Source organism: Mycobacterium sp., assembly GCF_035314665.1.
Lineage (GTDB): Bacteria > Actinomycetota > Actinomycetes > Mycobacteriales > Mycobacteriaceae > Mycobacterium.
The window spans coordinates 38,605-65,509 of sequence record NZ_DATFZD010000162.1; the positions used below are offsets into that span (position 1 = coordinate 38,605).

25 protein-coding genes and 2 pseudogenes are annotated in these 26,905 nt (G+C 64.9%); 16 read left to right on the forward strand and 11 right to left on the reverse strand.

All coding sequences use genetic code 11. From position 1 onward, the window contains the following. Positions 1-53 precede the first annotated feature (53 nt). Positions 54-1,069 (reverse strand): annotated as a pseudogene (locus VKI00_RS13130) (DNA topoisomerase IB). Positions 1,070-1,220: 151 nt separating this feature from the next. On the opposite strand from VKI00_RS13130, the gene VKI00_RS13135 reads away from it, so the two are divergent. Both VKI00_RS13135 and VKI00_RS13140 read left to right on the forward strand, forming a co-directional pair. Beyond that, on the forward strand, positions 1,221-1,784 hold the full coding sequence (locus VKI00_RS13135) for a hypothetical protein (protein ID WP_324438023.1): 564 nt from the start codon (positions 1,221-1,223) through the stop codon (positions 1,782-1,784). Positions 1,785-1,859: 75 nt separating this feature from the next. Then, positions 1,860-2,288 (forward strand): type II toxin-antitoxin system Rv0910 family toxin, encoded by a 429-nt coding sequence (locus tag VKI00_RS13140; protein ID WP_324437969.1) that lies wholly within the window; start codon positions 1,860-1,862, stop codon positions 2,286-2,288. Positions 2,289-2,326: 38 nt separating this feature from the next. Here the strand turns inward: VKI00_RS13140 and VKI00_RS13145 are convergent, their stop codons facing one another. Both VKI00_RS13145 and VKI00_RS13150 read right to left on the reverse strand, forming a co-directional pair. After that, positions 2,327-2,623 (reverse strand): LapA family protein, encoded by a 297-nt coding sequence (locus VKI00_RS13145; RefSeq protein WP_324437971.1) that lies wholly within the window; start codon positions 2,621-2,623, stop codon positions 2,327-2,329. Between the two features lie 52 nt (positions 2,624-2,675). Further along, on the reverse strand, positions 2,676-2,858 hold the full coding sequence (locus VKI00_RS13150; RefSeq protein WP_324437973.1) for a hypothetical protein: 183 nt from the start codon (positions 2,856-2,858) through the stop codon (positions 2,676-2,678). Here VKI00_RS13150 and VKI00_RS13155 point away from each other — a divergent pair. Beyond that, a complete protein-coding gene (locus VKI00_RS13155; RefSeq protein WP_324437975.1) occupies positions 2,837-3,508 on the forward strand; it encodes a hypothetical protein in 672 nt (223 codons plus the stop codon). The genes VKI00_RS13150 and VKI00_RS13155 overlap by 22 nt on opposite strands. Before the next feature lie 30 nt (positions 3,509-3,538). Here VKI00_RS13155 and VKI00_RS13160 read toward each other — a convergent pair whose 3' ends face one another. Further along, positions 3,539-4,645 carry a PDR/VanB family oxidoreductase gene (locus VKI00_RS13160; protein ID WP_324437976.1) on the reverse strand — a complete coding sequence of 369 codons (1,107 nt, stop codon included), beginning with the start codon at positions 4,643-4,645 and terminating at the stop codon, positions 3,539-3,541. 11 nt (positions 4,646-4,656) lie between these two features. Continuing rightward, entirely contained in the window at positions 4,657-5,556 is a 900-nt protein-coding gene (locus VKI00_RS13165; RefSeq protein ID WP_324437978.1) for a metal-dependent hydrolase, read from the reverse strand. 97 nt (positions 5,557-5,653) lie between these two features. Between VKI00_RS13165 and VKI00_RS13170 the strand changes: the two genes are divergently transcribed. Continuing rightward, the gene (locus tag VKI00_RS13170; RefSeq protein WP_324437980.1) at positions 5,654-6,853 is read left to right on the forward strand and encodes a glycosyltransferase; all 1,200 of its coding nucleotides are present in this window, start codon (positions 5,654-5,656) and stop codon (positions 6,851-6,853) included. Between the two features lie 97 nt (positions 6,854-6,950). Next, positions 6,951-8,135, forward strand: a complete 1,185-nt coding sequence (locus tag VKI00_RS13175; protein WP_324437982.1) for a glycosyltransferase — start codon at positions 6,951-6,953, stop codon at positions 8,133-8,135. A gap of 2 nt (positions 8,136-8,137) precedes the next feature. On the opposite strand, the gene VKI00_RS13180 is transcribed toward VKI00_RS13175, so the two are convergent. From VKI00_RS13180 to malQ, 3 genes are read right to left on the reverse strand one after another with little or no spacing between them, the layout of a single operon-like run. Next, a complete protein-coding gene (locus VKI00_RS13180) occupies positions 8,138-8,608 on the reverse strand; it encodes a nuclear transport factor 2 family protein (protein WP_414687185.1) in 471 nt (156 codons plus the stop codon). Beyond that, positions 8,608-9,489, reverse strand: a complete 882-nt coding sequence (locus VKI00_RS13185; protein ID WP_324438025.1) for an LLM class F420-dependent oxidoreductase — start codon at positions 9,487-9,489, stop codon at positions 8,608-8,610. Before VKI00_RS13185 ends, VKI00_RS13180 begins: the two co-directional genes overlap by 1 nt. 22 nt (positions 9,490-9,511) lie before the next feature. Then, positions 9,512-11,665, reverse strand: a complete 2,154-nt coding sequence (gene malQ / locus VKI00_RS13190; RefSeq protein ID WP_324437986.1) for a 4-alpha-glucanotransferase — start codon at positions 11,663-11,665, stop codon at positions 9,512-9,514. A gap of 412 nt (positions 11,666-12,077) precedes the next feature. Here malQ and eccB point away from each other — a divergent pair, with 412 nt between their 5' ends. Next, entirely contained in the window at positions 12,078-13,595 is a 1,518-nt protein-coding gene (gene eccB / locus VKI00_RS13195; protein ID WP_324437987.1) for a type VII secretion protein EccB, read from the forward strand. Then, positions 13,592-17,812 (forward strand): type VII secretion protein EccCa, encoded by a 4,221-nt coding sequence (eccCa, locus tag VKI00_RS13200; protein ID WP_324437989.1) that lies wholly within the window; start codon positions 13,592-13,594, stop codon positions 17,810-17,812. The genes eccB and eccCa overlap by 4 nt, the downstream gene beginning before the upstream one ends. A gap of 30 nt (positions 17,813-17,842) precedes the next feature. On the opposite strand, the gene VKI00_RS13205 is transcribed toward eccCa, so the two are convergent. Then, positions 17,843-18,082, reverse strand: coding sequence for a hypothetical protein (locus tag VKI00_RS13205; RefSeq protein WP_324437991.1), 240 nt, complete (start codon positions 18,080-18,082; stop codon positions 17,843-17,845). A 358-nt stretch (positions 18,083-18,440) separates the two neighbouring features. Here VKI00_RS13205 and VKI00_RS13210 point away from each other — a divergent pair, with 358 nt between their 5' ends. Further along, complete coding sequence (locus VKI00_RS13210) at positions 18,441-19,691, forward strand: PPE family protein (protein WP_324437993.1); 1,251 nt, start codon at positions 18,441-18,443, stop codon at positions 19,689-19,691. Between the two features lie 21 nt (positions 19,692-19,712). Here VKI00_RS13210 and VKI00_RS13215 read toward each other — a convergent pair whose 3' ends face one another. Further along, on the reverse strand, positions 19,713-20,693 hold the full coding sequence (locus tag VKI00_RS13215) for a hypothetical protein (RefSeq protein WP_324437996.1): 981 nt from the start codon (positions 20,691-20,693) through the stop codon (positions 19,713-19,715). Positions 20,694-20,885: 192 nt separating this feature from the next. Here VKI00_RS13215 and VKI00_RS13220 point away from each other — a divergent pair, with 192 nt between their 5' ends. From VKI00_RS13220 to VKI00_RS13240, 5 genes are all read left to right on the forward strand, one after another. Further along, a complete protein-coding gene (locus VKI00_RS13220; RefSeq protein ID WP_414687186.1) occupies positions 20,886-21,539 on the forward strand; it encodes a PE/PPE C-terminal domain-containing protein in 654 nt (217 codons plus the stop codon). Positions 21,540-21,581: 42 nt separating this feature from the next. Then, the gene (locus VKI00_RS13225) at positions 21,582-21,971 is read left to right on the forward strand and encodes a DUF732 domain-containing protein (RefSeq protein ID WP_324437997.1); all 390 of its coding nucleotides are present in this window, start codon (positions 21,582-21,584) and stop codon (positions 21,969-21,971) included. 396 nt (positions 21,972-22,367) lie between these two features. Beyond that, positions 22,368-22,667, forward strand: a complete 300-nt coding sequence (locus tag VKI00_RS13230) for a PE family protein (protein WP_324437999.1) — start codon at positions 22,368-22,370, stop codon at positions 22,665-22,667. Between the two features lie 14 nt (positions 22,668-22,681). Continuing rightward, on the forward strand, positions 22,682-23,923 hold the full coding sequence (locus tag VKI00_RS13235; RefSeq protein ID WP_324438002.1) for a PPE family protein: 1,242 nt from the start codon (positions 22,682-22,684) through the stop codon (positions 23,921-23,923). A gap of 390 nt (positions 23,924-24,313) precedes the next feature. After that, the gene (locus tag VKI00_RS13240; RefSeq protein WP_324438004.1) at positions 24,314-24,616 is read left to right on the forward strand and encodes a hypothetical protein; all 303 of its coding nucleotides are present in this window, start codon (positions 24,314-24,316) and stop codon (positions 24,614-24,616) included. 38 nt (positions 24,617-24,654) lie between these two features. Here the strand turns inward: VKI00_RS13240 and VKI00_RS13245 are convergent, their stop codons facing one another. Then, positions 24,655-24,849, reverse strand: coding sequence for a ferredoxin (locus VKI00_RS13245; protein ID WP_324438006.1), 195 nt, complete (start codon positions 24,847-24,849; stop codon positions 24,655-24,657). 127 nt (positions 24,850-24,976) lie between these two features. Here VKI00_RS13245 and VKI00_RS13250 point away from each other — a divergent pair, with 127 nt between their 5' ends. The 3 genes and pseudogenes from VKI00_RS13250 to VKI00_RS13260 all read left to right on the forward strand — a co-directional run. Then, positions 24,977-26,155 carry a cytochrome P450 gene (locus VKI00_RS13250; RefSeq protein ID WP_324438009.1) on the forward strand — a complete coding sequence of 393 codons (1,179 nt, stop codon included), beginning with the start codon at positions 24,977-24,979 and terminating at the stop codon, positions 26,153-26,155. Continuing rightward, a pseudogene (locus VKI00_RS13255) lies at positions 26,156-26,307 on the forward strand (ISNCY family transposase); the annotation flags it as partial. Positions 26,308-26,713: 406 nt separating this feature from the next. Continuing rightward, on the forward strand, positions 26,714-26,905 hold a 192-nt coding region (locus VKI00_RS13260), incomplete at its 3' end, for a PE family protein (protein WP_324438011.1).

The following is a 26,905-nucleotide window of genomic DNA, read 5'->3' on the forward strand; positions in this document are numbered from 1 at the left end:
TGCGACAGCCGAATTCTCTCATAACAACCCCCTGCGGGGCTCAAGGCGCAGCCCTATGCGACGCGTTTGATCATCCGCGCGGTAGCCCGCTCGATTGTTTCGCGCTTCGCCTCAGGCGTTCGCTGACGTCGGATTCTGTGTAATGCGGGCGCGATGGTGATGCCTCGTTCATAGGCGGTGATCACGCGCGGATCGACGTAGGAGCGCCGCGCTACCGCCGGCGTGTTGCCCAATTCTTCAGCCACCGCGCGCATTACGGCCGCTTCTTCGCGACGGCGAGCCGTTTTTGACGTCGGCTCGCGTGCGATGGCGAACGCCTCGGCGGCCAGCACCGTACCGTGCCACGTTCGCAGATCCTTCACACTGAACTCTTCGCCCACCAGCTGCCGGAATCGATCGTTGAGGTCGTCGGCGTGGACCTCGGACCAGCCATCCGCCGTGTGGTAGGCGAGTAGCCGTGGCGTCTTCGTTTCGGCACGCAACAGCGACCGCACCGCCCGAATCACCAGCGGGTCTTCTAGGGAGACCGTCCGACGCACCCCGCTTTTGGCCGGATAGTCGAACTCAACACTGTCCCGGTGTACGCGCACATGATCACGAAGCAGTGTGGCCAATCCGAAGCTGCCATTCTCCTCGGCATACTCCTCGCCACCGGACCGGAAATACCCCTGATCGATTAAATGCTGCGCCAAGGCCAGCACGCGATCGCGTCCCAGCCCGCGACCACGCAGGTCGGTGAGGAGCTGCAGGCGCCAGTCCGGCAGATATTTGGCCAAGCTGACCGCGCGGTCGTACTTCTCTTCTGACCTTTCGGCTTGCCATTGCTCGTGATAGATGTACTGGCGACGGCCGGCTGCGTCGGTGCCGATCGCCTGGATGTGGCCGTTGGGGTACGGGGAGATCCACACCTTCTTCCACGCCGGCGAATCACCAGCGCCTCGATCCGCGCGAGCGTCTCGGTATCGACCGAGTCGCGGTGATCTCTCGCAGTCGAGGCATAGGAAAAACCGCGGCCCCGACGAATGCGGCGAAACCCGGGGCCGTCAAGAACGCTCCTGCGCAACCTCACCTGGGTCCCTCGCTACGGCCTGAACGCTGACCTGTGACCGGCATTCGTTTACCCACGGCGTTCTTTGCTAACACCTCCGGTGCAGGCGGCTTCGGCCGACACGATCGGATCAGCCGCGCTGTCGGAAGCTGACGTGAGACGGTATCTGCTTATGCAGGGCTACGACTATGTGAGCTACGAGGCTTTCGGGCGGCGATTCTTTGAAGTGGCCGTGACGGAAGAACGTGTCGGCGCCGCATTCGCTTCAATCGCGGGGAACGAGTTCGACATGGAGCCGATGGCTCAGGGGCCCGGCAAGATCGCCAAAGTCAGCGCCAAGGTGACGATCAAGGAGCCCCAAGTCAGCCGCAACGTCGGCGACGCCATCACTTTTGACATCCATATCCCGCTGCTGATCGATCTACTCCTCGACCTACGACTGGACAAACAACGGTTCCGGGTTGACGGCGACATCGCGCTGAGCGCGACAGCGCGCGCAGCCGAACCGCTGCTGCTGATCGTTGACGTCGCCAAGCCGCGGTCGTCGGACATCACCGTCCACGTGTCGTCGACAAGCATCCGCGGCGAGCTGTTGCGCATCATCGCCGGCGTTGACGGGGAGATCCGGCGTTTCATCGCGCAATACGTCAGCGAGGAAATCGATTCACCGCAATCGCAAAAGGCGCAAGTGATCGACGTGGCCGAGCAACTCGATCAGACCTGGACCGGCATCTGACCGCCGGTTTATCGCATGGCCGCGCCCGGGTATTCAGGCCCGGCCGCGTTCCAGCAACAGGGAGAGTGACGCCGGGTGGCACGAGTTGACGTTTCGACGGAGTCGGACCTGGCGCCCGAGTCGGCGTGGAAGCTGGCGTGCGATTTGAATCGGTTCGGCGACTGGATGACGATATTCGCCGGCTGGCGCGGTCCGGTTCCCGCCAAAATCGACAAAGGCACCCGGGTGTCGTCGTGCATCAAGGTCAAGGGTTTTCGCAACGTCATTCATTGGACGGTCACTCGATACGAAGAGCCGAAAGCGATCGAGCTCAAGGGGCGCGGCCGCGGCGGGATTCGCATCGGGGTGGCGATGACGGTCACCGATAACCATCCCGGATCGACTTTCCACATGACCGCTGATCTGAACGGGGGCCTGCTGAACGGGCCAATCGGGCGGCTGGTCGCGCGGATCATCAAGTCCGATGTGCACGACTCTGTTTGCAAACTCGCTGCTTTGCAATGACTTTCGTCACGCGGATGCCGGGTTGATCGATACGCCAATCATTGCGTCCCAGCGCCGTGGCTGACTTTCCATTCCCGCTGGACTTGGCGAATTCGTCGCGATTCCATGCCCAGCCAGGCGAAGCCGGCGCCGCTCGCTAGCAAAGCAACCGCGGCGGCACCGACGCCGACCCCGACTTGGCGTTCGGCAAAGCTGGCCAGGCACACCACGAATGCGACCACGCCGGCGCCGAACAGCAAGAGCGCGCGCGTCTTCGCACCGCTCTTCATCGATTCGCCGGCGCGCGGCTCAGTGGTGCGGTGATGGTCGATAGGGTCGCGCGAGGTGTCTCCCATGCGGACCGACTACCCAGATCGTGAAGCGAAAAAACGGCTCTGGAACCGTGGTTCAGGCTCCGACGGTGAAACCGGCCAATAGGGCGCGCATGGACTGCGCGACCGCATGCCTGGTCCCGACGGGATCTTCGGAGTTGGCGATCAACATCGCGCCGCGAGTTAGGGCACCCAGCAGCAGCCGGGTGACTGTCGGCGGCGCACGTGGTCGCCGACATGGGTGAGTACACCGAGGCACTGACCAACCACGTCAACGGCGACCACCCCGCGATAGACATTCCAGACGGCTCGCCGGCGCAGGCCAGGACCGCGGTCAACGACCGGCATCTGACCGACGTCTCCGATCGGGACATGAGCCGGCTCGCCGACATGCTGGAGGAAACCGCGGCGCGTTACCTTGCCGCCGCCGCTGCCCTCGACCCATCCGAACGCGCTTCGATCCTCACGGCCGACGGCTTGGCCCTCGAGCCGGCCGTGATGACCTGCTTGCTGCCGGGGGAGCAGTTGGCGCACGGCCTGGATATCGCGCGCGCCGCGGATCGGCCGTGGGGCATCGGCCGCGACGACGCTTTGCTGGTCATACCTGGTGTACTCGCGCTGGCACCGAAATACCTGAGGCCCTCGCGGACCAGGGATCTCGACATCAGCTTCGAATTGCGCATGCGGGGCGGGTGTCGCTATCGGATGGCGATCGCCCACGGCACGGGCGTCGTCACGGAGGCAGGGGAGAAGGCCGATTGTGTGATCACCGCCGATCCGGTCGCATTCCTGCTCATCGGTTTCGGTCGAGTTCCGCAGTTGCCACAAATTCTCCGCGGCAAGTTGCGGGCGGGCGGGCGCAAGCCGTGGCTGGCCGCCGAGTTCGGCACCCTACTGGCCGCCCCGTAGCGGCGGGAGACGACTACGACGCGCAATCGCCTACAGGTCAAGGGTGAGCCGCTGTCCTTTTGCGGCGCGCGAAATGCAAATCAGCATCATTCCGTCGGCGCGCTCGGGCTCGGTGAGCAGCGTGTCACGATGGTCGACGCGGCCGTCGAGCACCCGAGTACGGCAGGTTCCGCAGAAGCCCTGTCGACACGAATACGCTGGCCAGATATCGGCCCGCTGCAACGCCGATAGCAGTGTCTCCTCGGCGCCGACCCGCACCGCGGCGCCCGTCGAGGCGACGCAGACGCCGAACTCCTCGCCGTCGATCACCGGAGGCGCGGCGAAACGCTCGAAATGCAATTCGACGTTGTCGCGGCCCGCGAGCTCAGCGCGAATTGCCGTCAACATCGGCGCGGGCCCACAGGCGTAGACCGCGGTTCCGTCGGGGCAGTCGCCCAGTAGCTGAGCCGCCGTCGGAACACCGTGCACGTCGTCGGTGCGGATTTCGATGCGGTCGCCGAACTCCGCCACTTCGTCGAGGAACGGCAGGCTGTCGCGGCTGCGACCGGCATAGATCATCGACCACTCGACGCCAAGGCGGTCGGCGTGGCGCAACATCGGCAGGATCGGCGTGATGCCGATACCGGCGGCGACGAAACGCAAACGCTGCGTTGGTGATCCGTAGCCGGGCACGGTCAACGGAAAGGCATTACGGGGCCCGTTCGTGGTGACCCGACTGCCGACATCCAAGACGTCGTGCACTTCAGCCGAGCCGCCGCCACCGTCGGGAATGCGCCGCACCGCGATCCGATAGTCGTACTGGCGGCTCGGGTCGCCGCACAGCGAGTATTGCCGCACCCGGCCACTGGGCAGGTGGATATCGACGTGCGCACCGGGACTCCAGGACGGCAGTGACGCACCGCCGACAGCCGCGAATGTCAGCGCGACCACGTCTTGATCGCGGGCAACCACGTTGCGTCCCACCACGGTCAGCGTGATGCTGCTGTCCTGATGGGCCGGGGCCGTCACACGCCTGATCGATCCCGACAACGCCCATAGGCCGGTAACCGCGGCGTCGGCCAGACCGAGCAGCACATCATGCGACGAGCGACCCGAGGCGCTCGGCGGCGCCTGCCGGAACCGGTCTAGGAACCCCAATCAAGGCCTCATCAATAATGTGCCGCGCGCGCCGCCGGAGAACTTGCCAGGTACGCGACCGCCTGCGCCGTGGACCCCATCTGCTCCGGCGAGAAGCCGGGCCGGAAGTACATCAACGTGTTGGAGCCAAACAACTTTCGGAACGTCGGAAGCAGCCCATGCTTCGAATCCATCGCCCGCAGCCATTGCATTTTCCACCAGCCGATGTCGATGTCGGGGTCGGCTTTCATCAGGTACCAGGTGCCCCGCTGGAAGAAGACGAAGACCATCGTGACCGCCATCAGCATCGACCGGATCCGGTCGGGGTAGCTGTTGTGGAAATAGGCGGCGACGTCATGAGCGACGTTGCGGTGTTCGACTTCCTCGCTGCCGTGCCAGCGGAACAGGTCGGCGATGGTGGGATCTGCGCCGTAGTCCTCCCAGTGGCAGTTGAGGACGAAGTCACCGAGCACCGCGGTGTAGTGCTCTATCGCGGCGATGAGCCACAGCCGGTCGCACAGATGGCTGAGTCGGCGTTTCGGGTCCAGGGCCGTGCTCGGTGCCAGCGTGCGGGAAAAGATGAAATCCACCTGGTCAAGCAGCGGCTTGGGGTCGATGCCGCGGGCCACCATCAGCTCGTGCAGAACCTGGTCGTGGACGTCGGCGTGCGTTGCCTCCTGGCCGATGAATCCGCGCATGTCCTCGGCGAGTTTCGGGTCTTTGACGAGCGGCAACGCTTCGTTGAAAACGGCGACGAACCACCGCTCGATCGGGGGCAGCACGATGTTGAGCAGGCTGGCGAAATTCGAGGCCACCGGATGGCCGGGAATCCACTGCAGCGGAACGCCGGACACATCGAAGTGCACCCTGCGCGCCTGGATCTGCACCGGACCCGGGTCGTATTCGTGCTCGAACCGGCGTGGTCGCAGCATGAAGCCTCCTGGATTTGCGCTCAATTCTGATCACGACGAGTGCAAAGGTCAAAGCAGCGGCCTCCCGTCGCCCGCGGCGCCCTGTTAGGTTCCGCCCATGAAATTTGTGATGGCGGCCTATGGAAGTCGCGGCGATGTCGAGCCGTGCGCTGCCGTCGCTGTAGAGCTGCTGCGCCGCGGGCACGACATACGCATGGCGGTCCCACCGGAAATGCTTGGCTTCATCGAGTCGGCGGGCCTTGGCGCGATCGCTTGCGGGCCGGACTCGCGGAAGCAGATGAGCCCGACCTCGGATTTGACCGGGAACGTGATGCCGAATATGCAGAATCCGCTCAGCGCGATGCTCGGCGTGGCCGAGCATTTCAGCCAGGTATGGGCGGAGCGCTCCACGACGCTCACGGCGCTCGCAGACGGGGCCGACCTGATATTGGCGGGCATCGCTGAGCAGGGGCTCGCCGCCAACGTCGCAGAGTATTACGGCATTCCGCTGGCTGCGCTGCACTTCTTCCCCCCAGAGCATTCGCGTCCAAAGGGGTGGATTGGGCGCGTGACGAAGCTTGCGGAAGACGCCCAACGCCGAGCACTCGGCTTGCCAGAGGCAGCCGGACTTTCGCCGCCGTCCCTAGAGATCCAGGCCTACGACGAGCTCTGCTTTCCCGGGGTGGCAGCGAAATGGGGAGAGCAGGTCGCGCGGCGGCCCTTCGTCGGGGCGCTGACACTTCAGTTGCCGACGGGCGCCGACGAGGAGGCCTCGTCTTGGATTGTCGCGGGACCGCCGCCGATCTACTTCGGCTTTGGCAGCAACGTCCACCTCGCGCACCCGGCGCACACGGTCGCCATGATCAGCGCGGCCTGCACGCAGTTGGGCGAGCGGGCGTTGATTTGTTCCGGCGCGACTGACCTCAGTGACATCGCGCACGACGACCACGTCAAGATCGTCGGCGCGGTGAACCACTCGGCGATCTTTCCCGCGTGCCGCGCGGTCGTCCATCACGGTGGCGCCGGCACCACGGCCGCAAGCCTGCGGGCCGGAATTCCCACATTGATCCTCTTTTCAGTCCTGCTCGAAGATCAGCCGCTCTGGGCAGCCGTGGTCCAACAACTGGGCGTAGGTCTTGGACGGAACTTTTTGGGAAGCAGCCTGAAAACACTGGTCGCCGACCTGGGCTCCGTTCTCGCCCCGCATTACCTCACCCGAGCCCGCGAGGTGGCCGCCCATATGACCAAGCCGGCCGAAAGCCTTGCCAGCGCAGTTGATCTCCTGGAAGACACCGTGCGGCACGCGCATTTCGGCTGACCGGCGAGCGGTTGCGCCGAGCAGTCGAGAACACCGTTGCAGTACGGTTCTGTGCGTACTTGGACGTGTCGACATCACCACCAGTTAGGTTCCGCCGATGAAATTTGTGGTGGCAGGCTATGGCGGTCGCGGCGATGTTGAGCCGTGCGTGGCCGTTGGACGGGAGCTGCTGCGTCGAGGACACGACGTGCAGATGGCAGTGCCACCGAACATGCTTGGCTTCGTCGAGTCGGCGGGGCTTGCCGGTGTCGCGTTCGGACCGGACTCGCGCGAGGAGATGAACCCGGGCTCGGATTTGGTCCGCAGGATCATGCCGAAGATCAAAAACCCGCTCAGCGTCGTGCCCGACGTTATCGAGCATGTTACCCAGGTCAAGCTGGACAAGAGCGCGACACTGACAGCGCTGGCAGATGGGGCCGACTTGATGTTGGCAGGCTTCAACGAGCAGGGCCTGGCCGCCAATGTCGCGGAGTATTACCGCATTCCGGCGGTTGCGCTGCACCCCTTTCCGGAGCGGTTTTGGTCATCGGACTGGCTGTTCGCCCAAATGACGAAGGTTGCGGAAGGCGCTCAGCGCCAGACTCTGGGGTTACCGGAGGCGACCGCAGCGTCGGCCCGATCGCTGGACATCGAGGCATACGACGAGTTCTGCTTGCCCGTACCGGCAGCCGAGTTGATGGAACCGAACGGGCGACGGGCCTTTGTCGGGGCGCTCACATTGGAGTTGCCGACGGATGCCGACCAGGAAGTCCTGTCGTGGATTGCCGCGGGAACGCCGCCGATCTACTTCGGCCTTGGCAGCGCGCCGATCAGCACCCCCGCTGACACCTTCACCATGATCAGCGCGGCCTGCGCGCAGATAGGCGAGCGGGTGTTGATCTGCTCCGGGCCCAATGACGTCACCCACGTCGAGCATTTCGATCACGTCAAAGTGGTGCCCGCAGTCAACCACGCGGCCATCCTTCCGGCCTGCCGGGCGGTCGTTCACCACGGCGGCGCCGGCACCACGGCGGCAGCACTGCGCGCCGGGATCCCTGCCTTGATCCTGTGGCTCTGGCTCGATCAGCCGATCTGGACAGCCGGCCTGCAACGCCTGGAAGTCGGCTTCGGACAGCCCTTTTCGGAAACCACCCAGGAATCACTGGTCGCGGGTTTGCGGGTGATCCTGACTCCGCACGTCGCCACCCGAGCCCGCGAGGTCGCCAGCTATATGACCAAGCCCGCCGAAAGTCTCGCCAGGGCTGCCGATCTTCTCGAGAACACCGCCCGCCGGGGACGGTAGGCCTATTCGGATTGGCCGGCGGACAACACCCTGCGCGCCGACCGGGTTTCGATCGCGTTGATGGTCAACGCGCGGAGGGTGATCCGCCATCCGGCGTCGGTCCGTCGATACTCGTCGTCGTAACGCAGATGCCAGACCACGTCGGTCAGCTGGTCGCCGTGTCGACTCCAGTGATGCGCCACGCAGGCGATGCGCCCGCGCGCACTGTCGGGTTGCTGGCCGGCGTCGAAGACCTCGCCGACGATCGCGTGTTCGGTGCGGATGGTCGCGGAGACCGCTTCGACCGCGGTGCGAATCGCAGCATGACCGATATGCCTGCGGACGGGGACCAGCGTGGTCGGCGGTTCGGGCAGAATCAGCTCGGCCGTTTCCGTGAAAAGTTCTGTCACAGAATCGAATTGGCGATCATCGACGCCGGCGGCGTACCGATGCACCAAGTCGGTGAGAGCGATCCGCTCCGTTGCGCTGAGCATCACGCGGGCAGTGAAAGACGTTGCGCGCAGGCAGACAACTCGTCCTTGGCCTGTTCGAGATCGGTGATCGACGGCATGGCCAGCACCAGCCGGTCGGCGCCCTGAGCTGTGAGCCTCTCGGCGCGTTCGGCGTCGATCTTGGTAACCGAATGCCCCAGCGACACTTCGATATCGGCCGGATCGCGGCCGGCCGCCGTTGCCTCGTCACGCATCAGAGCCAGCAGGCCGTCCAACTGATCACCGGCTACCCCCAACGGTTGGAAGCCGTCACCGAAGCGCCCGGCCCGTCGAGCTGCCGCTTTGCTGTGCCCGCCGATATGTAGTGGAAGATGTTGACCGGCAACAGGTTTCGGGCTACTGATGACATTCTCGAAGTGAAAGAACTCGCCATGATGGGTGACGCCCTCTGCCCCGTCATCCCAGAGTGCCCGCAGCACCGCCAACTGCTCATCGGCGCGCCGGCCCCGACTGTGAAACTCGGTGCCGCACGCCTCGATCTCTTCGCGCAACCAGCCGACGCCGACACACAGCCGAAGCCTTCCGCTCGACAGCACATCGACAGTCGCCGCTCGTTTGGCCAGCACAACCGGATGATGGTTGGGCAGCACCAGTACACCGGTGGCCAACCCCAGCCGGTCGGTGTGACCGGCCAAGAACGACAGCAGGTCAAGCGGATCGGGAACCGGGCAGTCGGGCGCCAATTCGACGCGCCCCGAGCGATCATAGGGGTAGACGCTGTCGTACCGGGTGGCCAAAACACTGTGCTCGACGACGACGATCGATTCGAAACCGCACGCCTCGAGATGGCGGGCGAAAGCCGCCATCCAACCCGGATCCGCGGTTATCCCGGTGGCGACCGGTGCGACCACGCCGAACTTCAAGACGTTCATGGCTGACAAGAAACTAACAGCTGGTCTCGGTGGGGGTCACCGCCGTCTCGGCGCGCATGGCATTGGCCAACGTGATCGCCCGGGGATCGTTGAAGACGTCCTCGAGCATGACCGGCTTACCATCGGGGCCGCTCAACGGAATCCGCCAATTGGGATACTCGTCGGTCGTGCCCGGCTGGTTCTGGGTACGCCGATCTCCGACCGCGTCGGTCAACGCGACTCCCAGCAGCCGCGACGGCGTTCGGCCCAGGTACTCGTAGAGGGCGAGGACGGTGTGCTCGATGTCGGCATGCTTGGCCAGCAGGCCGACGCGGCGCAGCTCGGCGATCCAGGCCGCCTGTTCGGTTTCCGCGGCTGCCAGCTCCTCCTCGACGGGTCGCGTCAACAGCCCCAGCGAATCCCGCAGGCGCACATGCTCGCCGGCCAGATAACCGGCGGTCGGTGGCAGGTCGTGGGTGGTCACCGACGACAGGCAGTACTCCCGCCAGCGCTCAGCGGGCAGCGGGCCGCCACCGGTGCCGCCGCGATCGAGCTCGAACCACAGAATCGAGGTGCCCAAAACCCCGCGGTCCCGCAGGTAGTCACGGACCCATGGTTCGACGGTGCCGAGATCCTCGCCCACCACCAGCGCCGCGGCGCGGTATGCCTCGAGCGCGACGATGCCGATCAGCGCCTCGTGGTCGTAACGCACGTACGTGCCTTGAGTGGGCCCCTCGCCGTGGGGAATCCACCACAGGCGAAACAACCCGATGATGTGGTCGATGCGCACCCCGCCGGCGTGCCGCAGCACGGCGCGGATCAACGCGCGGAATGGCTGGTACTCCTGCTCCGCGAGCCGGTCCGGGCGCCATGGCGGCTGCGACCAGTCCTGACCGAGTTGGTTGAATTCATCCGGCGGTGCGCCCGCCGCGACCCCGACCGCCAGCACATCCTGTAACGCCCAGGCGTCGGCCCCGTCGGGGTGCACGCCGACGGCGAGGTCGTGCACGATGCCCAGCGGCATCCCGGCCGCCACCGCGTGCGATTGCGCGGCGGCGAGCTGCTCGTCGAGCTGCCATTGCAGCCAGCGGTGGAAATCGACGGCCTCCGAATGCTCAGCGACGAACTCGGCGACACCGTCGGCGCCGGGATGCTGCAGCGATTCGGGCCACTGATGCCAGTCGCCCCCGTATTCCTCGGCCAGTGCGCACCAGGCGGCGAAGTCGTCGAGCGCCGAACCTTCCCGGGCGCAGAAAGCGGCATACGCCAGTTCACGACCCGCGGTGAGCGCGACCCGATAAACCTGTTCCAGGGCCGCCCGTTTGGCCGCCCACGCGGTGTCGCGGTCGATGGCGTCGAGCGAGGCCGCGTGCCGCTGCACATCCTCGCGCAACCGCCACACCCGGCGACGCTTCCGCAGGTAGGCGAATTCCGGGATGGCCTCGACGCGCAGGTAAAGCGGGTTGACGAAGCGCCTTGATGTCGGCAGGTACGGCGACGGCTCCATCGGCTTGGTCGGTGCGGCGGCGTGCAGGGGATTGACGAGCACATAACCGGCGCCGTGCGCGGAAGCCGACCAAACCGCGAGGTCAGTGAGGTCTGTCAGGTCGCCGACGCCCCAGGACTGTCGGGACCGGACACTATATAACTGGGTGGCCAGCCCCCAGATCCGACGGCCGCCCAGCCGCTCCGGTAAGCCCAGCCATCCCGGTGTCACGATCAGCGCCGCGCTGGCCTCTTCGTCGTCGGACCGCAGATGCACCCGGTGGTAACCCAGCGGCAGGTCGTCCGGCAACACGAAGCTGGCCTCGCCGACCCAGCGCCCGTCCAGCTCGAACGGCGCGGCGAAGTTGTCGACCTGGCGTACCCCGGCGCGGACCGTCCCGTCCTCGAGCTGCACCCACACCTCGGCGGGATGACCGTGGGTCACGTGCACCCAGAACTGCGTCTGGGTGCCGGCACGTCCAAGGATGGTGGCCGGCAGTGAACGGGACCAGTACGCGCGATCGTGAGCGGTCACCGCAGTGCGGCGCTCCAGCTCGGTTTCGGCGGCCACGCCGAACGCGGCGAGGACCGCTACCAGCGTGGTTTCCGCAACACTCACCCGCCGACCGGCCCAGTCCGCGTAATCCGTGGCGATTCCGAACCGCTCGGCGAGTTCGACCAACGAGGGCGCCAGCCGAGTCATGCGCCGCTCCTACTCATCGCCTCATCACATCGCGGGATCATCGTCGCTGGCGGGCCATGCCGCCATCTTCCTTAATCAGATGGCAGAATGCGACCCGAGTGTTCACCTCACGGCAATTTTTTCGCGGACCCGAGTTTGCTCTTCGCCGTACGATGCGCAGTGAAGTTTTCAATTTTTTGGGGGACCCGAGTTTGCTCTCCACCGTACGATGCGCAGTGAGTTTCATCGATCTCCCCACTACTGATGGCAGGTGACAGCACTGTGGTGCAGACCACTCACGCCGCGGCCGCTAATGCGCCCGGCGCCCATACGCTCGTCTGGCGAGGTGGCCGACGGTGCCCTACGGTTATCCCTGTGAATCGTGGGACTACTCCGTATTCAGCCGTTCCGTCGGCTTGGAGCGTGATTAACCGTGGCTGATTCGAATAGCGGCAGGGGGTCGGGCTACGGCCTCGGACTCTCCACCCGGACCCAGGTAACCGGTTACCAATTCTTGGCACGCCGTACCGCCATGGCGCTGACCCGCTGGCGGGTCCGGATGGAAATCGAACCCGGCCGGCGTCAAACGCTGGCCGTGTTGGCGTCAGTGTCCGCGGCGGCGGTGATTTCCCTGGGCGCACTGCTGTACTCATTCATCAGCCCCTCCGGGCAGCTGAACGAGTCACCGATCATTGCCGACCGTGATTCGGGCGCACTGTACGTCCGGGTGGGGGACAAGCTGTACCCGGCGCTGAACCTGGCGTCGGCCCGGCTGATCGCCGGCCGGCCGGACAACCCGCACAAGGTGCGTGCGAGCCAGATCGCGCAGCAGCCGCACGGACCGCTGGTGGGTATCCCCGGCGCGCCGTCGGATTTCTCCCCGACCACCCCCGCATCGTCGTCGTGGCTGGTGTGCGACTCGGTGACACCGACGGCCGGCGTCGGGGCACCGTCGCCGGTGACCGTCACCGTGATCGACGGAAAACCGGACCTGTCGAATCGCCGGCACGTGTTGAACGGGTCGGACGCGGTGGTGCTCCGCTACGAAAAAGACACCTGGGTGGTCCGGCAGGGACGCCGGTCGCGTATTGATGCGTCCAACCGCGCGGTGTTGTTGCCGCTCGGATTGACCCCCGAAAACGTCAACCAGGCGCGGCCGATGAGCCGGGCGCTCTACGACGCCTTGCCGGTGGGTCCCGAGCTGGCGGTGCCGAAGGTGCCGGACGCGGGTAAGCCCGCCGGATTCGCCGGCGCGCCGGGACCGGTGGGAACCGTGATCGTGACACCGCAAATCAGCGGCCCGCAACAGTATTCGGTGGTCTTGGCCGACGGCGTGCAAACCGTGACGCCGGTGGTCGCACAGATCCTGCAGAACGCCGGAACGCCGGCGGGCAATGCGCCGGTGGTGGTTGCGCCGGCGTCGCTGGCGAAGATGCCGGTGGTCAACGGACTCGACTTGTCCGCCTATCCCGACGGGCCGCTGAAACTGGAGGACATCCGCGACAATCCGGCGACCTGCTGGTGGTGGGAGAAAACCGGCGGTGAAGAGCGCGCCCGCGTCCAGGTGATCTCCGGGCCGACGATTCCGGTGTCGGCGGGCGACAGCGACAAAGTGGTGTCGCTGGTGAAGGCTGACAGTTCCGGCCGAGAAGCCGACAAGGTCTTCTTCGGCCCCGACCACGGCAACTTCATCGAAGTCACCGGCAACGACCCCGCGTCGGCCACATCCGAATCACTGTGGTGGCTCTCGAGTTCCGGTGTGCGCTTCGGCGTGGAAAACTCTCGTGACGCCCGCTCCGCGCTGGGGTTGACTGGTCAGCCCAGCCCCGCCCCCTGGGTGGCGTTGCGGCTGTTGGCGCCTGGCCCCACCCTTTCGCGCGCCGATGCGTTGGTGCGCCATGACACCCTTCCGACCGATATGAACCCTGCAGAGTTGGTGGTACCAAAGTGAAGCAAGGATTTGCACGTCCGACGCCCGAGCGCGCCCCCGCCGTTAGGCCCGAGAACATTGTCCTACCGACGCCGCTGAGTGTTCCGCCGCCCGAAGGCAAGCCGTGGTGGCTGGTTGTGGTCGGTGTGCTGGTGGTCGGCCTGCTGGTCGGCATGGTCGGTATGACCGTCGCCAGCGGCTCGCGCATGTTCCTAGGCGCCGGCTCGATCTTCCCGATCTTCATGATCGGCGGCGTCGCGATGATGATGTTCGGCGGTCGTTTCGGTGGCCAGCAGCAGATGAGCCGGCCGAAACTGGACGCGATGCGTGCCCAGTTCATGCTGATGCTCGACATGCTGCGCGAGACCGCCAACGAGTCGGCCGACAGCATGGACGCCAACTACCGCTGGTTCCACCCGGAGCCGACGACGTTGTCCGCCGCGGTCGGAACGCAGCGGATGTGGGAACGCAAGCCGGACGGCAAGGACCTCAACTTCGGCGTTGCCCGCGTCGGTGTCGGCATGACCCGCCCCGAAGTGACCTGGGGTGAGCCGCAGAACATGCCGACCGACATCGAGTTGGAGCCGGTGACCGGTAAGGCGCTGCAAGAGTTCGGTCGCTACCAGAGCGTCATCTACAACCTGCCGAAGATGGTGTCGCTGCTCGTCGAGCCGTGGTACGCGCTGGACGGCACCCGCGATCAGGCACTGGGACTGATGCGGGCCATCATCTGCCAGCTGGCGTTCTCGCACGGCCCCGACCACCTGCAGATGATCGTGGTCACCTCCGACATGAGGAAATGGGACTGGGTCAAGTGGCTGCCGCACTTTGGTGACCCGCGCCGCCGCGACGCGGCCGGCAACGCCCGGATGGTGTACGGCTCGGTACGTGAGTTCGCCGCCGACCAGTCCGAATTGTTCGCCGGCCGTGGCTCTTTCACTCCGCGGCACGCTAGCTCGTCCGCCGAGACACCGACGCCTCACCACGTGATCATCGCCGATGTCGATGACCCGCAGTGGGAGTACGTGATCAGCGTCGACGGGGTCGACGGAGTCACGTTCTTCGACTTGACCGGCTCGGCGCTGTGGACGGGTAACCCCGAGCGGGTGCTGCGATTCACCAACGATGTCGGGGTGATCGAGGCGCTGCCCCGTGACCGCGACACCTGGATGGTGATCGACGACAACAGGTGGTTCTTCGCCCTGGCCGACTACGTCACCGAGCCGGAGGCCGAGCAGTTCTCGCAGCGCATGGCGCACTGGCGACTGGCCGAGGCCTACGAGGAGATCGGCCAGCGGGTCACCCAGATCCGCGCTCGAGACATCCTGTCCTACTACGGCATTGAGGACCCCGCCGAGATCGACTTCGACTCGTTGTGGGGTAATCGGCGCGACGGACTCAGCAGCCGGTCCCGGCTGCGGATCCCGTTCGGCAACCGTTCCGACAACGGCGAGCTGCTGTTCTTGGACATGAAATCCCTCGACGAGGGCGGCGACGGCCCGCACGGGGTCATGTCGGGTACCACCGGTTCCGGTAAGTCGACGCTGGTGCGTACCGTGCTCGAATCGCTGATGCTGGGGCATCCGCCGGACGAGCTGCAGTTCGTGTTGGCCGACCTCAAGGGTGGATCGGCTGTTAAGCCGTTCGCCGGAGTGCCACACGTGTCGCGGATCATCACCGACCTGGAAGAAGACCAGGCGCTGATGGAGCGCTTCCTGGATTCCCTGTGGGGCGAAATCGCCCGCCGCAAGGCGGTTTGCGACGGCGCCGGCGTCGACGACGCCAAGGAGTACAACGAGATGCGCGGCAGGATGCGCGCACGCGGCCAGGACATTCCGCCGCTGCCGATGCTGGTGGTGGTCATCGACGAGTTCTACGAGTGGTTCCGCATCATGCCGACCGCGGTCGACGTCTTGGACTCGATCGGCCGGCAGGGTCGTGCTTACTGGATCCACTTGATGATGGCCTCGCAGACCATCGAGAGCCGGGCCGAAAAGCTCATGGAGAACATGGGTTACCGGTTGGTGCTGAAGGCGCGGACCGCCGGTGCGGCACAGGCGGCCGGTGTTCCGAACGCGGTGAACCTGCCCGCTCAGGCCGGTTTGGGCTACTTCCGTAAGAGCCTTGACGAGATCATTCGGTTCCAAGCGGAATTCCTGTGGCGCGATTACCGCCGCGGCGTTTCGCTCGACGACGATGGTCCGAGCGCGCTGACGCATTCGCTGGATTACATTAGCCCGCAACTGTTTACCACGGGCTTCACGCCGATCGAGGTCAGCGTCAGTGGACCGGACGACTTCGACACGTTGAGCAACGGCGAGGTGACCGGCAACGGAGCCCTCGATCTCGACGACGAGGACGAGGAAGAGGAAGACGAGGCGATCAGAACGCCAAGAGTCGGCACGGTGATCATCGATCAGCTGCGCCGGATCGACTTCGAGCCGTACCGGCTGTGGCAACCGCCACTCGACGTGCCGGTGTCGATCGAAGACTTGGTGAACCGCACCCTCGGTCGGCCGTGGCAGGAGGAATACGGCACGGCCAGGAACCTGGTGTTCCCGATCGGAATCATCGACCGGCCGTTCAAGCACGACCAGCCGCCGTGGACGGTCGACACCTCGGGTCCGGGGTCCAACGTGCTGATCCTCGGTGCGGGCGGCGCGGGTAAGACCACCGCGCTGCAGACGCTGATCTGCTCGGCCGCGCTGACCCACACGCCCGAGCAGGTCCAGTTCTACGTGCTGGCCTACAGCAGCACCGCGCTGACGACGGTGGCGGGGCTGCCGCACGTCGGTGAAGTCGTCGGCCCCACCGACCCCTACGGTGTTCGCCGCACCGTGGCTGAGTTGCTGGCGCTACTTCGCGAGCGCAAGCGCACTTTCCTCGAGTACTACGTGCCCTCGATGGAAGTGTTCCGACGGCGCAGGTTCGGCGAGGCTGGCGACGTGCCCAACGACGGCTTCGGCGATGTCTTCCTGGTGATCGACAACTACCGGGCGCTCGCCGAAGAGAACGAGGTGCTGATCGAGCAGGTGAACCAGATCATCAACCAGGGGCCGTCGTTCGGGGTCCATGTGGTGGTCACGGCCGACCGCGAATCTGAGCTGCGGCCTCCGGTGCGCAGCGGTTTCGGATCCCGGATCGAGCTGCGGCTGGCTGCGGTGGAGGACGCGAAGCTGGTTCGCTCCCGGTTCGCCAAGGAGGTTCCGGTCAAACCGGGCCGCGGCATGGTCGCGCTCAACTACACGCGGCTGGACAGCGACCCGCAATCGGGTCTGCACACGCTGGTGGCCAGGCCGGCACTGGCCAGCACGCAAGACAACGTTTTCGAGTCTGACGGTGTCGCCGCTGCGGTCAGCCGGGTGGCGGCCGGCCATGCGCCGGCGGTGCGCAGGCTGCCCGCCCGGTTCGGGCTCGAGCAGGTGCATGCGCTGGCGGCGGCCGATCGGCGCCCGAACGTCGGGGCTGGCGGAATCGCTTGGGCCATCAACGAATTGGACCTGCAGCCGGTGTACCTCAACTTCGCCGAGAACGCGCACCTGATGGTGACGGGCCGGCGCGAGTGTGGCCGCACCACGACCCTGGCCACGATCATGTCTGAGATTGGTCGGATCTACGAGCCCGGAGCCAGCATCGCGCCGCCGACATCGCGACCCTCGGCGCAGGTCTGGCTGGTCGACCCGCGTCGTCAGCTGCTGACCACGCTGGGCACCGAGTACGTCGAGAAGTTCGCCTACAACCTCGACGGCGTCGCGGCGATGATGGACGAGCTGGGCGCGGTGTTGACTCGGCGCGAGCCACCACCGGGGCTGTCGGCCGAAGAGCTGCTGTCGCGGACTTGGTGGAGCGGGCCGGAGATCTTCCTGATCATCGACGATGCGCAGCAGTTGCCGCCTGGCTTCGATTCGCCGCTGCACAAGGCCGCGCCGTGGGTGACCAGGGCAGCAGATGTCGGCTTGCACGTGATCGTCACCCGTACCTTCGGTGGATGGTCGTCGGCGGGCAGCGACCCGATGCTGCGGGCACTGGCCCAGGCCAACGCCCCGCTGCTGGTGATGGACGCCGACCCCGATGAGGGCTTCATCCGCGGCAAGATGAAGGGCGGCCCGCTGCCACGCGGTCGTGGTCTGCTGATGGCCGAGGACACCGGCGTGTTCGTCCAGGTCGCGGCGACCGCGCTGACGGCCGCGCAGCAGGCCCAGACGCATCAGAAGGCGGCGATTCGCGACAACGGCTAACGCTGCCCGCGCCGTCAGCACCGCGGTCAATCAGTTGGGGACGGCCCAACGGGTTGGGCTCGGTTCGGGTAGCGCCGCGCTGGCCTCGACCAGCTTCGGCGGCAGGGTAAGACCACCCTCTGTCGGCGCGCTGTCGGTGCCGTCGACGGGAATGCCGCCGATGGTGCCGGTGACCAATTTGGCCGGACGCGACGGCTCGGCCGCTCCAAGCCGGTTCGATCTGCGGTCCAGCCTGATCCGGTTATCGGCGGTGGTCGGTTGACGAGGCACATCCACTGGGCCGCGGCCAGCCCAACCGCAGATGAACGGCAGTCATCCGAGGATGAACAATGGTCGTCTGGGAATGAATAGTCGGCGTAGGCCGCGGCAGGGGCCTTTCCGGCCATCTACTGTCGCAGGTGAGCGACTGCTTTAGTGAAGAGCATCCATGCTCAAAGTTGTTGACGCTGAGGGTTACCGAGGAAAGAAAGCGCATTTCGTCTGTGACCAGATACCGCGGTTTACACGTCGACACCGAGCGAGTGACGGCCGGGGCATGCCGATCGCTGAGCAGTCCACGACAACACTGTGGGGCCGATATCGGTTGTTGCCGACCGTTGCCGCCCTGGCTTCCTGACGGAGGGGTTTAGTGCTGGATTTCGGGCTGTTACCACCGGAGATCAACTCGGGTCGGATGTATTCGGGTCCTGGACCGGGGCCGATGTTGGCTGCTGCGGAGGCCTGGGACGGGCTGGCAGCCGAATTAGGTGTCGCGTCCACCGGTTACGGGTCGACGATCACCGAACTGACGGGCAATCCGTGGATCGGCCCCTCGTCGGTGGCGATGACGGCCGCGGCCATGCCGTATGTGGACTGGCTGAGCACCACCGCCGCACAAGCCGAGGAAACCGCCAACCAGGCCCGCGCCGCCGTCGCCGCCTACGAGGCGGCGTTCGCGATGACGGTGCCCCCACCGGCGATCGCGGCCAACCGCGCGCTATTGATGGCATTGATCGCCACCAACTTCTTCGGTCAGAACACCCCCGCCATCGCGGCCACCGAACTCCTATACGCCGAGATGTGGGCCCAAGACGCCGCCGCCATGTACGGCTACTCCGCCGCCTCGGCGGTCGCCGCACAGGTGACACCGTTCGCCACCCCACCACAGACCACCAGCCAGAACGGCGACACCAGCGGGCAAGCCGCGGCGGTTGCTCAGGCCGGCGGGCAAGCCGCCGGCAACGCTGCGCAGACCACCGCCCAGACCGCCGCGTCGACGACCACGTCGTCGACCACCACGTCGACCTCCACATCGACCAGCTCAACGGTCTCGGGAGCGACAACCGCCGCCGGTGGCTTCTTGGGCAGCGGCAAAACGTTCAGCGAATGGATCGGTAGCGGCGGATGGCTGGGTACCGGCATGACGAACGCCAATATCACGACGATCCTCAAGCAGACCCTGCAGGCATACTTCGGAGTGGGTATCGCAAGCTTCAGCATGAGCTATGGCCAGCAGCTGACGTTCCCTCCGGGCCAGGTCGCGACGCTGACGGCGCCGACAACATACTGGACGGCGCCGACAGCACACTTCGCGGCGCAATTTGCCGGTGTGGGGGGGCTGGGCGGCGGTGGTGGTGCACCGCTGTCGGCAGGTATGGGCCAGGCCGGCACGCTCGGCCGGCTGTCGGTCCCCGCGAGTTGGCCCGGGGCGACACCTGCTCAGATGGAGGAGGCCCAGTTGGTCAGCGCCGTCCGCCCCGCGGGGCCAACGTCGAACGCGATGCTCAACGGTGTGCCAATGGCGAATGGTGCTGGTGGCCTCGGCCGCCGCGGCACGGGCTACTCTGTCCGCTACGGGTTCCGGCACGCTGTCATGCCACGCCCGCCAATCGGCGGATAGCCCACTCACGGAGCAGCCGAATTACCGCTTGCTGCGTCGAAACAAGAACGTCAGACTACGTCGCCGATTAGCGAAGCCGGGTGCGAAGGTGAACCCGTCAGTTTGATGAAAGAGGTGTCCTTCGAATAGGACCGCTCGGTTCGCGCGATAAGGAATAGTCGTCGATTCGGCGTTTTGATCGCGCAGGAACTGCCTGACCCGCTCGCCGCCAGAGTTGTAGTCGTTGAAGCTCCAATTGCTCGGTGCCGTCTTGTCCCAAACAACGATGCCGCCCGTACTCGGGTCAAGGTTCGCGGCGTCGGGAGTAATCCACATGTTCAACGTGAAATCGGCATCATCGGCGTGAATGTCAGTTCCCGGAAGCTTGCTGTCGTACTCGAATGCCCACCATTGTGCCAATTGATATCCAGCAAGCGCGTCGCCAAGTGCCGTTTGGAGCTCTTCCGCTATGGCGAACAGTGAGACACTCGCAAATCCGTCTTGAGGAAAGGCACCTACATAACCGAACTTATATGGGTGACGCCAGACCGTAGACTCCAGGCAGAATTTTTGCACCTGATCTAGAGCATCCGGGGTCAGGAAATCATCGATCACTTGCACCTTCTCCCGGCCGGTTACCACACCTTCTCGTATCGATGCGTAATCGACGGTCGGATTCAGGTACCTAGGCAGCCTCTCCTCGGAGACCCTGACGTACGGCGGGTCGGCGAGGATCCGGCTGTTCCTTCCCTGAACGGATACGAAGGGCGCTTCGCCCGTCGTCCCCTCGATCACCTCGGTGAGGCGCCGGCCAAGGCTGTCAAGCTCCTCAGTGAAAACACCCGCCAACGCCTGTGGATCGCAATTGCCGCTGGCGAGAATGTGGTCGAGCTGTTCGGCATTCTGCAAAGCGAAGTGTGCTGGGATCGAATACTTATCGGGCGGTGTCGGACGTTGTTCACGGGATAGGGTGGCGACGGCCCGGAAATCTGACAGCGCGGAAGCATAGTCGGCCAAAGCCACATTCACCTTCGCGAGTACGGCTCTGGCCGGCACAGAGGAGGGCTCCCCTTCTACCGCGGCCGAAGCGTAACGAAGCGCTTTATCGTGTTCTCCGATTTCCAGATACGAAGACGCGAGCATGCATATCGCTTGAAGCGTGGGCTCCTGCCTGGCGGTTCTTATCTGACGACGACGTGGACGAACCTGTCCTCGATGATTTCGGGCGTCGGCAGCCAGGCCACCTGGACCAACGTTGCGAACAGCTCGACCGGTCTTGGTATTTCGCAGTGGAAGAACTTCTTCATCTACCAGCCGTGGAGTCACGGGATCGGGTTGGGTTCGCTGAACGGCGGGCTCGCGTCGCCGGGGCATGTCGCCCCTGGCTTGGGGGCCAAGGCGGCATCGGCGGCTCTGGGCAGCGCGCAGACGGTGGGCAGGTTGTCGGTGCCGCCGAGCTGGGCCAGCGCAACTCCGGCGATTAGGCTCGCCTCCACCGCGTTGCCGGCCACCAGTCTCGCTGCGGCCCCCGCGACAGATATCCCGATCGGCCTGTTCAACCAGGGAACACTGGGCAGCTTGACCGGAGGTGCGTTGGGCAGCCCGGCCGCTCGCGTCGTCAGCTCAACCGGCGTGCGGGCCAAGGTGACTCCTGCCGGTGAGCGCAGCAAAGGACCGGTCAAACTGGACAAAGTTATCGCGCAATTGCAGGAGCAGCCCGACCAGGTTCAGCACTGGACCGTCGATGAAGCCGGGCTCGATGATCTGCTCGCGAGATTGTCAACGAAACCCGGCATCCACGCGGTGCACCTTGCCGCCGACGAGAAGGCCATAGCGCCAGCCGTAAAAACCAAATCCACATTGGGATAGCGCGAGAAGAAGCAGATGATGCGACATATCGAGGGAGGATCAATGAAACCGCTGTTAGCCGTTGTCGGCGTATCACTAGGGCTCGTCTTGGGGGTGCCGGCGCAGGCTGATCCCGGCATCGACGAGGCGCCCAGCAACGACAGTAACGGGGTCTTCCTAGCCGACCTGCAGAAAGTAGGTATCGGATATAGCGACCCAAACCAAGCCACCAGCGCCGGTCAAGCGGTATGCGCTTGCATCCACAACGGAATGTCCGGCCTGCACCTGCTCAAGCACCTCCAGGAGAACAACCCCGCGCTTACCGAGAACGGCGCTGCGCAATTCGCGACGATCTCGGCGAAGTCGTATTGCCCCCGACAACTCGACGAGACCGACGAACCCGGTGGCAGCAAAGCGAGAACCGGTGGCGGCGGCAAGGGCGGTGGCGATTAAATCGCCGCGCGGTTGCTGAATAAGCCACTTAATAATTTCCGCAATAGCCGGCAATATTACGTCGATTTTTCCGTGGACGCTTAATTCCAGGCCAACACCGAAACTCGGCGAACCACAAGCGATCTCACGCGCTTTAAAAACAGCAAGCCCTGCGGATCGCCTCTACCTCAGGGACCTTCTGCGGGATCGATGCGTCCATCCAGATCGCTGCAGCCCAGATGGGCAACCAAACTCATGATGAACATCTGATCCCGGCGGATGAACAGTGGTTATCCAGGCGTGAACAGTTGGCTTCGTCAGGGCGTTGTCCAATTGACACCAACTAACCTCTCAACAGACGGGATTTCTGATGCCCGAAGGTCCTAGAAGCTCACGGTTATATGAGGAGGAAACCGGATGTCATTCGTGACCACACATCCCGAAGCATTGTCGGCAGCGGCCGGCAGTCTGCACGGAATCGGCGCAGGGGTGAACGCCCAGAACGCGGCCGCCGCGGGCCCGACGACCGGGGTGGTTCCCGCTGCCGCCGACGAGGTTTCGGCGCTGACGGCCGCCCAATTCGTCGCGCACGCTCAGCTGTACCAGGCGGTCAGCGCTCAGGCTCACGCGATTCACGAGATGTTCGTGAACACGATGAGGACCAGCGCCGGTTCGTATGCCGCCACCGAGGCCGCCAACGCGGCTGCGACAATCTAGGGGAGAAGAGACCAGTGGTGGATTTTGGGGCGCTACCGCCCGAGATCAACTCGGCCCGCATGTACGCCGGTCCGGGTTCGTCGTCGCTACAGGCCGCCGCGTCGTCCTGGAACGGGCTTGCCGCCGAGTTGAGTTCGGCCGCGACCAGCTACGAGCAGGTGGTCAATCAGCTCGTCAGCGATGAGTGGATGGGGCCGGCGTCAACGTCGATGGCAAGCGCCGCGCAGACGTATGTGTCGTGGTTGAGCAACACCGCGACAAAGGCTGAGCAAGCGGCCGCCCAGGCCAGGTCCGCGGCCGCCGCTTACGAGCAGGCGTTCGCGGCCACGGTGCCCCCACCGATGGTCGCGGCCAACCGTGCCGAGACCGCCGCCGCAGTGGCGGCCAACGTCTTCGGCCAGTACACCCCGCTGATCGCGCAGCTCGAGGCGCAATACGGGCAGATGTGGGCCCAGGACTCGGCGGCGATGTACGGCTACGCGGGTCAGTCCGCGGCTGCCACCCAGGTGACACCGTTCGCCTCTCCGGCCGCCTCAACCAACCCGGCCGGGACTGCCACGCAAGCCGCCGCGGTCACCGCTGCACAGGGCAACTCGGCCGCGACGAGCGCGCAGAAGATCCTGCAAGAGCTGACCTCGGCGCTGCCAAGCAGTATCCAAGCTCTTCTTTCGCCTTCGGGCGCGGCGAGCCCGGCCGCTGGGTCGTCGATACTCTCAACGCTGTACGGCTTGATCTTCGGGACGACCATACTGCCCACCAGCCTTTCGGCGTTCGTCAACGCGTACGCGCCGTACGCGAGCTTCTTCTACAACACCGAGGGTCTGCCTTACTTCAGCGTTGGTATGGGCAACTTCGGCATTCAGATGGCGAAGACCACGGGCGCCTTAGTCGGCGGCGCGCCGGCGGCGGCTGCCGCCGCGCCGCCGATTCCCGGCTTAGGTGGGCTTGGCGCCGGACTGGGCGGCGCTGCCGGTGGTGCTGTGCACCCGGCAGGAGTGATCGCCGAAATGGGCAACGGCGGCGCGCTCGGCAGGTTGGCTGTGCCAGCGTCGTGGGTCGGTGGCGCGCCGCAGGCGCCCACTCCTGGTAACCCGATTCCGGTCAGCACCGTCAGCGCTGTCGAGCCAAGCGGCGGCAGCGGAAACCTGATGGGCGGTATGCCACTAGCCGGTGCGGGCGCAGGAGGCGGTGGCGGCGCCGGTCCCAAGTATGGGTTTAAACCGACAGTGATGACCCGCCCACCGTTTGCCGGGTAGGCATCAGGCCGACAGCGACGCGCGACGCATCGTGATCGGCGCTGCGGTTCATCGTTGAGGTGTGTTCGCGCTCGGGCGCTTGATAGGCCCGAGCGCGAACTGCGTTAACGGTCCCCTCACCTTCCAGCCGGGCCGAGGTAAATCCCCGGCGTCGAGGGTTTCGCATCCGTGGCCCGAACATGAACAGTTGGGATATCTCCCGAAGAGCACGAGACATATGGAAGTGAGGCAGTAGGTTGCGGCTGGGTGAACAATTGCGGGGTGGGGCAGGAGTGACATATGGTGCAACCCGGTAATTCATCTGTTTATCTGGCGAAGTCACGCAGGCCCCGAAATAGGCGGGGGCGCTGGGCTGCACCTGCGGAATACTCGACAGTTAGCGACGCCCGTGTGCTCCCGAAAACCGTCAGCGGTCGCCGGACGATCGGAGCCGCCAGCGTGGTGCCACGCCCGGTGAACCCTGCTGAGGTAGCTCAGGCGCGGGTGTTCGAGAGGCTGCTGCAGGCCGAGTCTGCCGAGTTACAGGAATTAGCGCACCGCATGGCGGGGGCCGTGGATCAACCATCCGACCTGGACAGCTCAGCGCCGTCGTGGGATCTGATGCAGATACGCGCGCGCATCGACGAAGTTCAGCGTCTGCTTCAGGCGTTGCGGGGCCGCTTCCCGCCTCCGCTCCCGGAATCGGAGCGGTAATCGGCGCGAATTAACCGGTCGCCAAACCTGATTGCCGTCTAGTCCTCTTCCAGGATCAACGCCATCTCCGGGCAGGCTGCGACGCCGTCACGAGTCGCCTGCTCGTTCTCGGGCCGAACCTCGTGTTCTTCGAGGATGGAGTAGCCGGATTCGTCGATGGGAAATAGTTCCGGGTCGACCGCGTAGCACTGCGCGTGCCCAACGCATTTCGACTGCTCGACACGAACCTTCAACTGTCCTCCCTCGATCGGACACCTGCCGATTCTAGAAGACACTATGCCCGTCGGCCCATCGCCCGACTGAGGAACGGCGAGCGCCTACGATGCACACGAGACAACGGACGACGGGAAGAACGCGTGCATGAGCACCCTCAATGAAAGCCCGTGGGGCAGCTTTCACTTACCGCGGCTCGACTACTACAGCTTGCCGATGACCGCCGACCGCGGTGTCGGGTGGAAGGTTTTGCGGGACGCCGGGCCGGTCGTGTACATGAACGGGTATTACTACATCACCCGCCGCGAGGACGTGCTGGCAGCGTTGCGCAATCCCAAGGTCTTCTCATCACGACTGGCGCTTCAACCCCCGGGCAGTCCGATACCTGTCGTTCCGCTGGCTTTCGACCCGCCAGAACACACCCGGTACCGCAAAATTCTGCAGCCGTTTTTCAGCCCGCACGGATTGAGTAAGTCGCGACCGGTGCTTCAGCGGCACGCCGTCGACATGATCGGCGCCCTCGCCGACCGAGGCGAGTGCGAGGTGATGAAAGATCTGGCGCGGCTGTATCCGTTTCAGGTATTCCTGGATCTCTACGGTCTGCCGTTGGAGGACCGCGACCGCCTGATCGCCTGGAAAGACGCCGTCATCGCCGATAAGCCCTATGTCAGCGAGGCCGACATCGCGTCGCCCGCCCATGACCTGTACGAATACCTAACCAACGTGATCAAGCAGCGCAGGCAAAGCCCGGGTTCGGACATGTTGTCTCGGGTAATGGCCAGCGACGGCGATTTCACCGATCTCGAGCTGCTGGGAATGAGCCACCTACTGATCCTGGCGGGGCTGGACACCGTGACCGCGGCGATCGGTTTCTCGCTGCTGGAACTTGCACGCAGGCCGGAACTGCGCACTATGCTCCGCCATAATCCAAGGCAGATCAGGGTTTTCATCGAAGAGATCGTCCGGTTGGAGCCGTCGGCGCCGGTCGCGCCGCGGGTACTGACCGAGACGGTCGAAGTCGGCGGGATGATCTTGCCTAAGGGCTCGTCGGTGCACTTATGCATGGCAGCGGTCAACCGCGACGGCAGCGACGCGATCTCCACCGACGAGCTGGTCATGGATGGTAAAGTGCACCGGCACTGGGGATTCGGCGGCGGCCCCCACCGCTGTCTCGGTTCTCATCTGGGGCGTATGGAGCTGACGGTGCTCGTCGACGAGTGGCTCAAGCAAATTCCCGAATTCGAGCTCGTTCCCGGCTATGAGCCCGAAATCCGTTTTCCCAGTAAGACTTTCGCGCTGAAGAGTTTGCCGCTGCAATTCAGCTGATGGCGAATCGGATCCGAGGGACGGCTCAACCACCTCAAACGAAGCTGCGGTTGGAACCGCACCGAACTGACCGGTATCACCGGCGGCCGAACCTCTGCGGGCACGGCGTCTTCGCCCGCAACCTCGTCAAGATCAGCACCCTGGCCGGCTGAATCGAAACCACGGCCGGCCAGCCATCCTGACATGAGCTCGCCGCTGACCGCCACGATCCCCGGAGAGCCTTTCTCAGGCCCTAGTAGCTAGATTTTTATGCGCTAGATTTTTATGCCTTGCACGTCCCGGCGTCGTCCCGCGTCAGCTGACCCGCCCCCGCGTTGCCTTCCGACTCGAGACCATTGCCGAGCTGAGATCATTCAATATACGCAGGTCATGGGTCGCTTGGGGAGCGGAGAGCCCGTCTCGGAGCGTTCCTCGTTACTCAGCCGTTACCGCAGATGAACAGTTGTTGCCGACTGGTGAACAGTTGCAAACACCCCGCTCTAGCAGCAGCGGGGAGCGGTGCGTGAGTCTATTCTCATCCTCGGACAGCTTGCCGAAATCGACCGAGGAGGAAGCGGAATGTCGTTCGTGACCACACATCCCGAAGCATTGTCGGCAGCGGCCGGCAGCCTGCACGGAATCGGCGCAGGGGTAAACGCCCAGAACGCAGCCGCCGCGGGCCCAACGACCGGGGTGGTTCCCGCTGCCGCCGACGAGGTTTCGGCGCTGACGGCCGCCCAATTCGTCGCGCACGCTCAGCTGTACCAGGCG

Coding starts and splice junctions, on each gene's coding strand:
- VKI00_RS13250 (WP_324438009.1), top strand. CDS start 24,977: ATGAGCACCCTCAATGAAAGCCCGTGGGGCAGCTTTCACTTACCGCGG.
- VKI00_RS13175 (WP_324437982.1), top strand. CDS start 6,951: ATGAAATTTGTGGTGGCAGGCTATGGCGGTCGCGGCGATGTTGAGCCG.
- VKI00_RS13170 (WP_324437980.1), top strand. CDS start 5,654: ATGAAATTTGTGATGGCGGCCTATGGAAGTCGCGGCGATGTCGAGCCG.
- VKI00_RS13230 (WP_324437999.1), top strand. CDS start 22,368: ATGTCATTCGTGACCACACATCCCGAAGCATTGTCGGCAGCGGCCGGC.
- VKI00_RS13220 (WP_414687186.1), top strand. CDS start 20,886: ATGATTTCGGGCGTCGGCAGCCAGGCCACCTGGACCAACGTTGCGAAC.
- malQ (WP_324437986.1), bottom strand. CDS start 11,665: ATGACTCGGCTGGCGCCCTCGTTGGTCGAACTCGCCGAGCGGTTCGGA.
- VKI00_RS13225 (WP_324437997.1), top strand. CDS start 21,582: ATGAAACCGCTGTTAGCCGTTGTCGGCGTATCACTAGGGCTCGTCTTG.
- VKI00_RS13180 (WP_414687185.1), bottom strand. CDS start 8,608: ATGCTCAGCGCAACGGAGCGGATCGCTCTCACCGACTTGGTGCATCGG.
- VKI00_RS13145 (WP_324437971.1), bottom strand. CDS start 2,623: ATGGGAGACACCTCGCGCGACCCTATCGACCATCACCGCACCACTGAG.
- VKI00_RS13155 (WP_324437975.1), top strand. CDS start 2,837: ATGGGTGAGTACACCGAGGCACTGACCAACCACGTCAACGGCGACCAC.
- VKI00_RS13165 (WP_324437978.1), bottom strand. CDS start 5,556: ATGCTGCGACCACGCCGGTTCGAGCACGAATACGACCCGGGTCCGGTG.
- VKI00_RS13135 (WP_324438023.1), top strand. CDS start 1,221: ATGCAGGGCTACGACTATGTGAGCTACGAGGCTTTCGGGCGGCGATTC.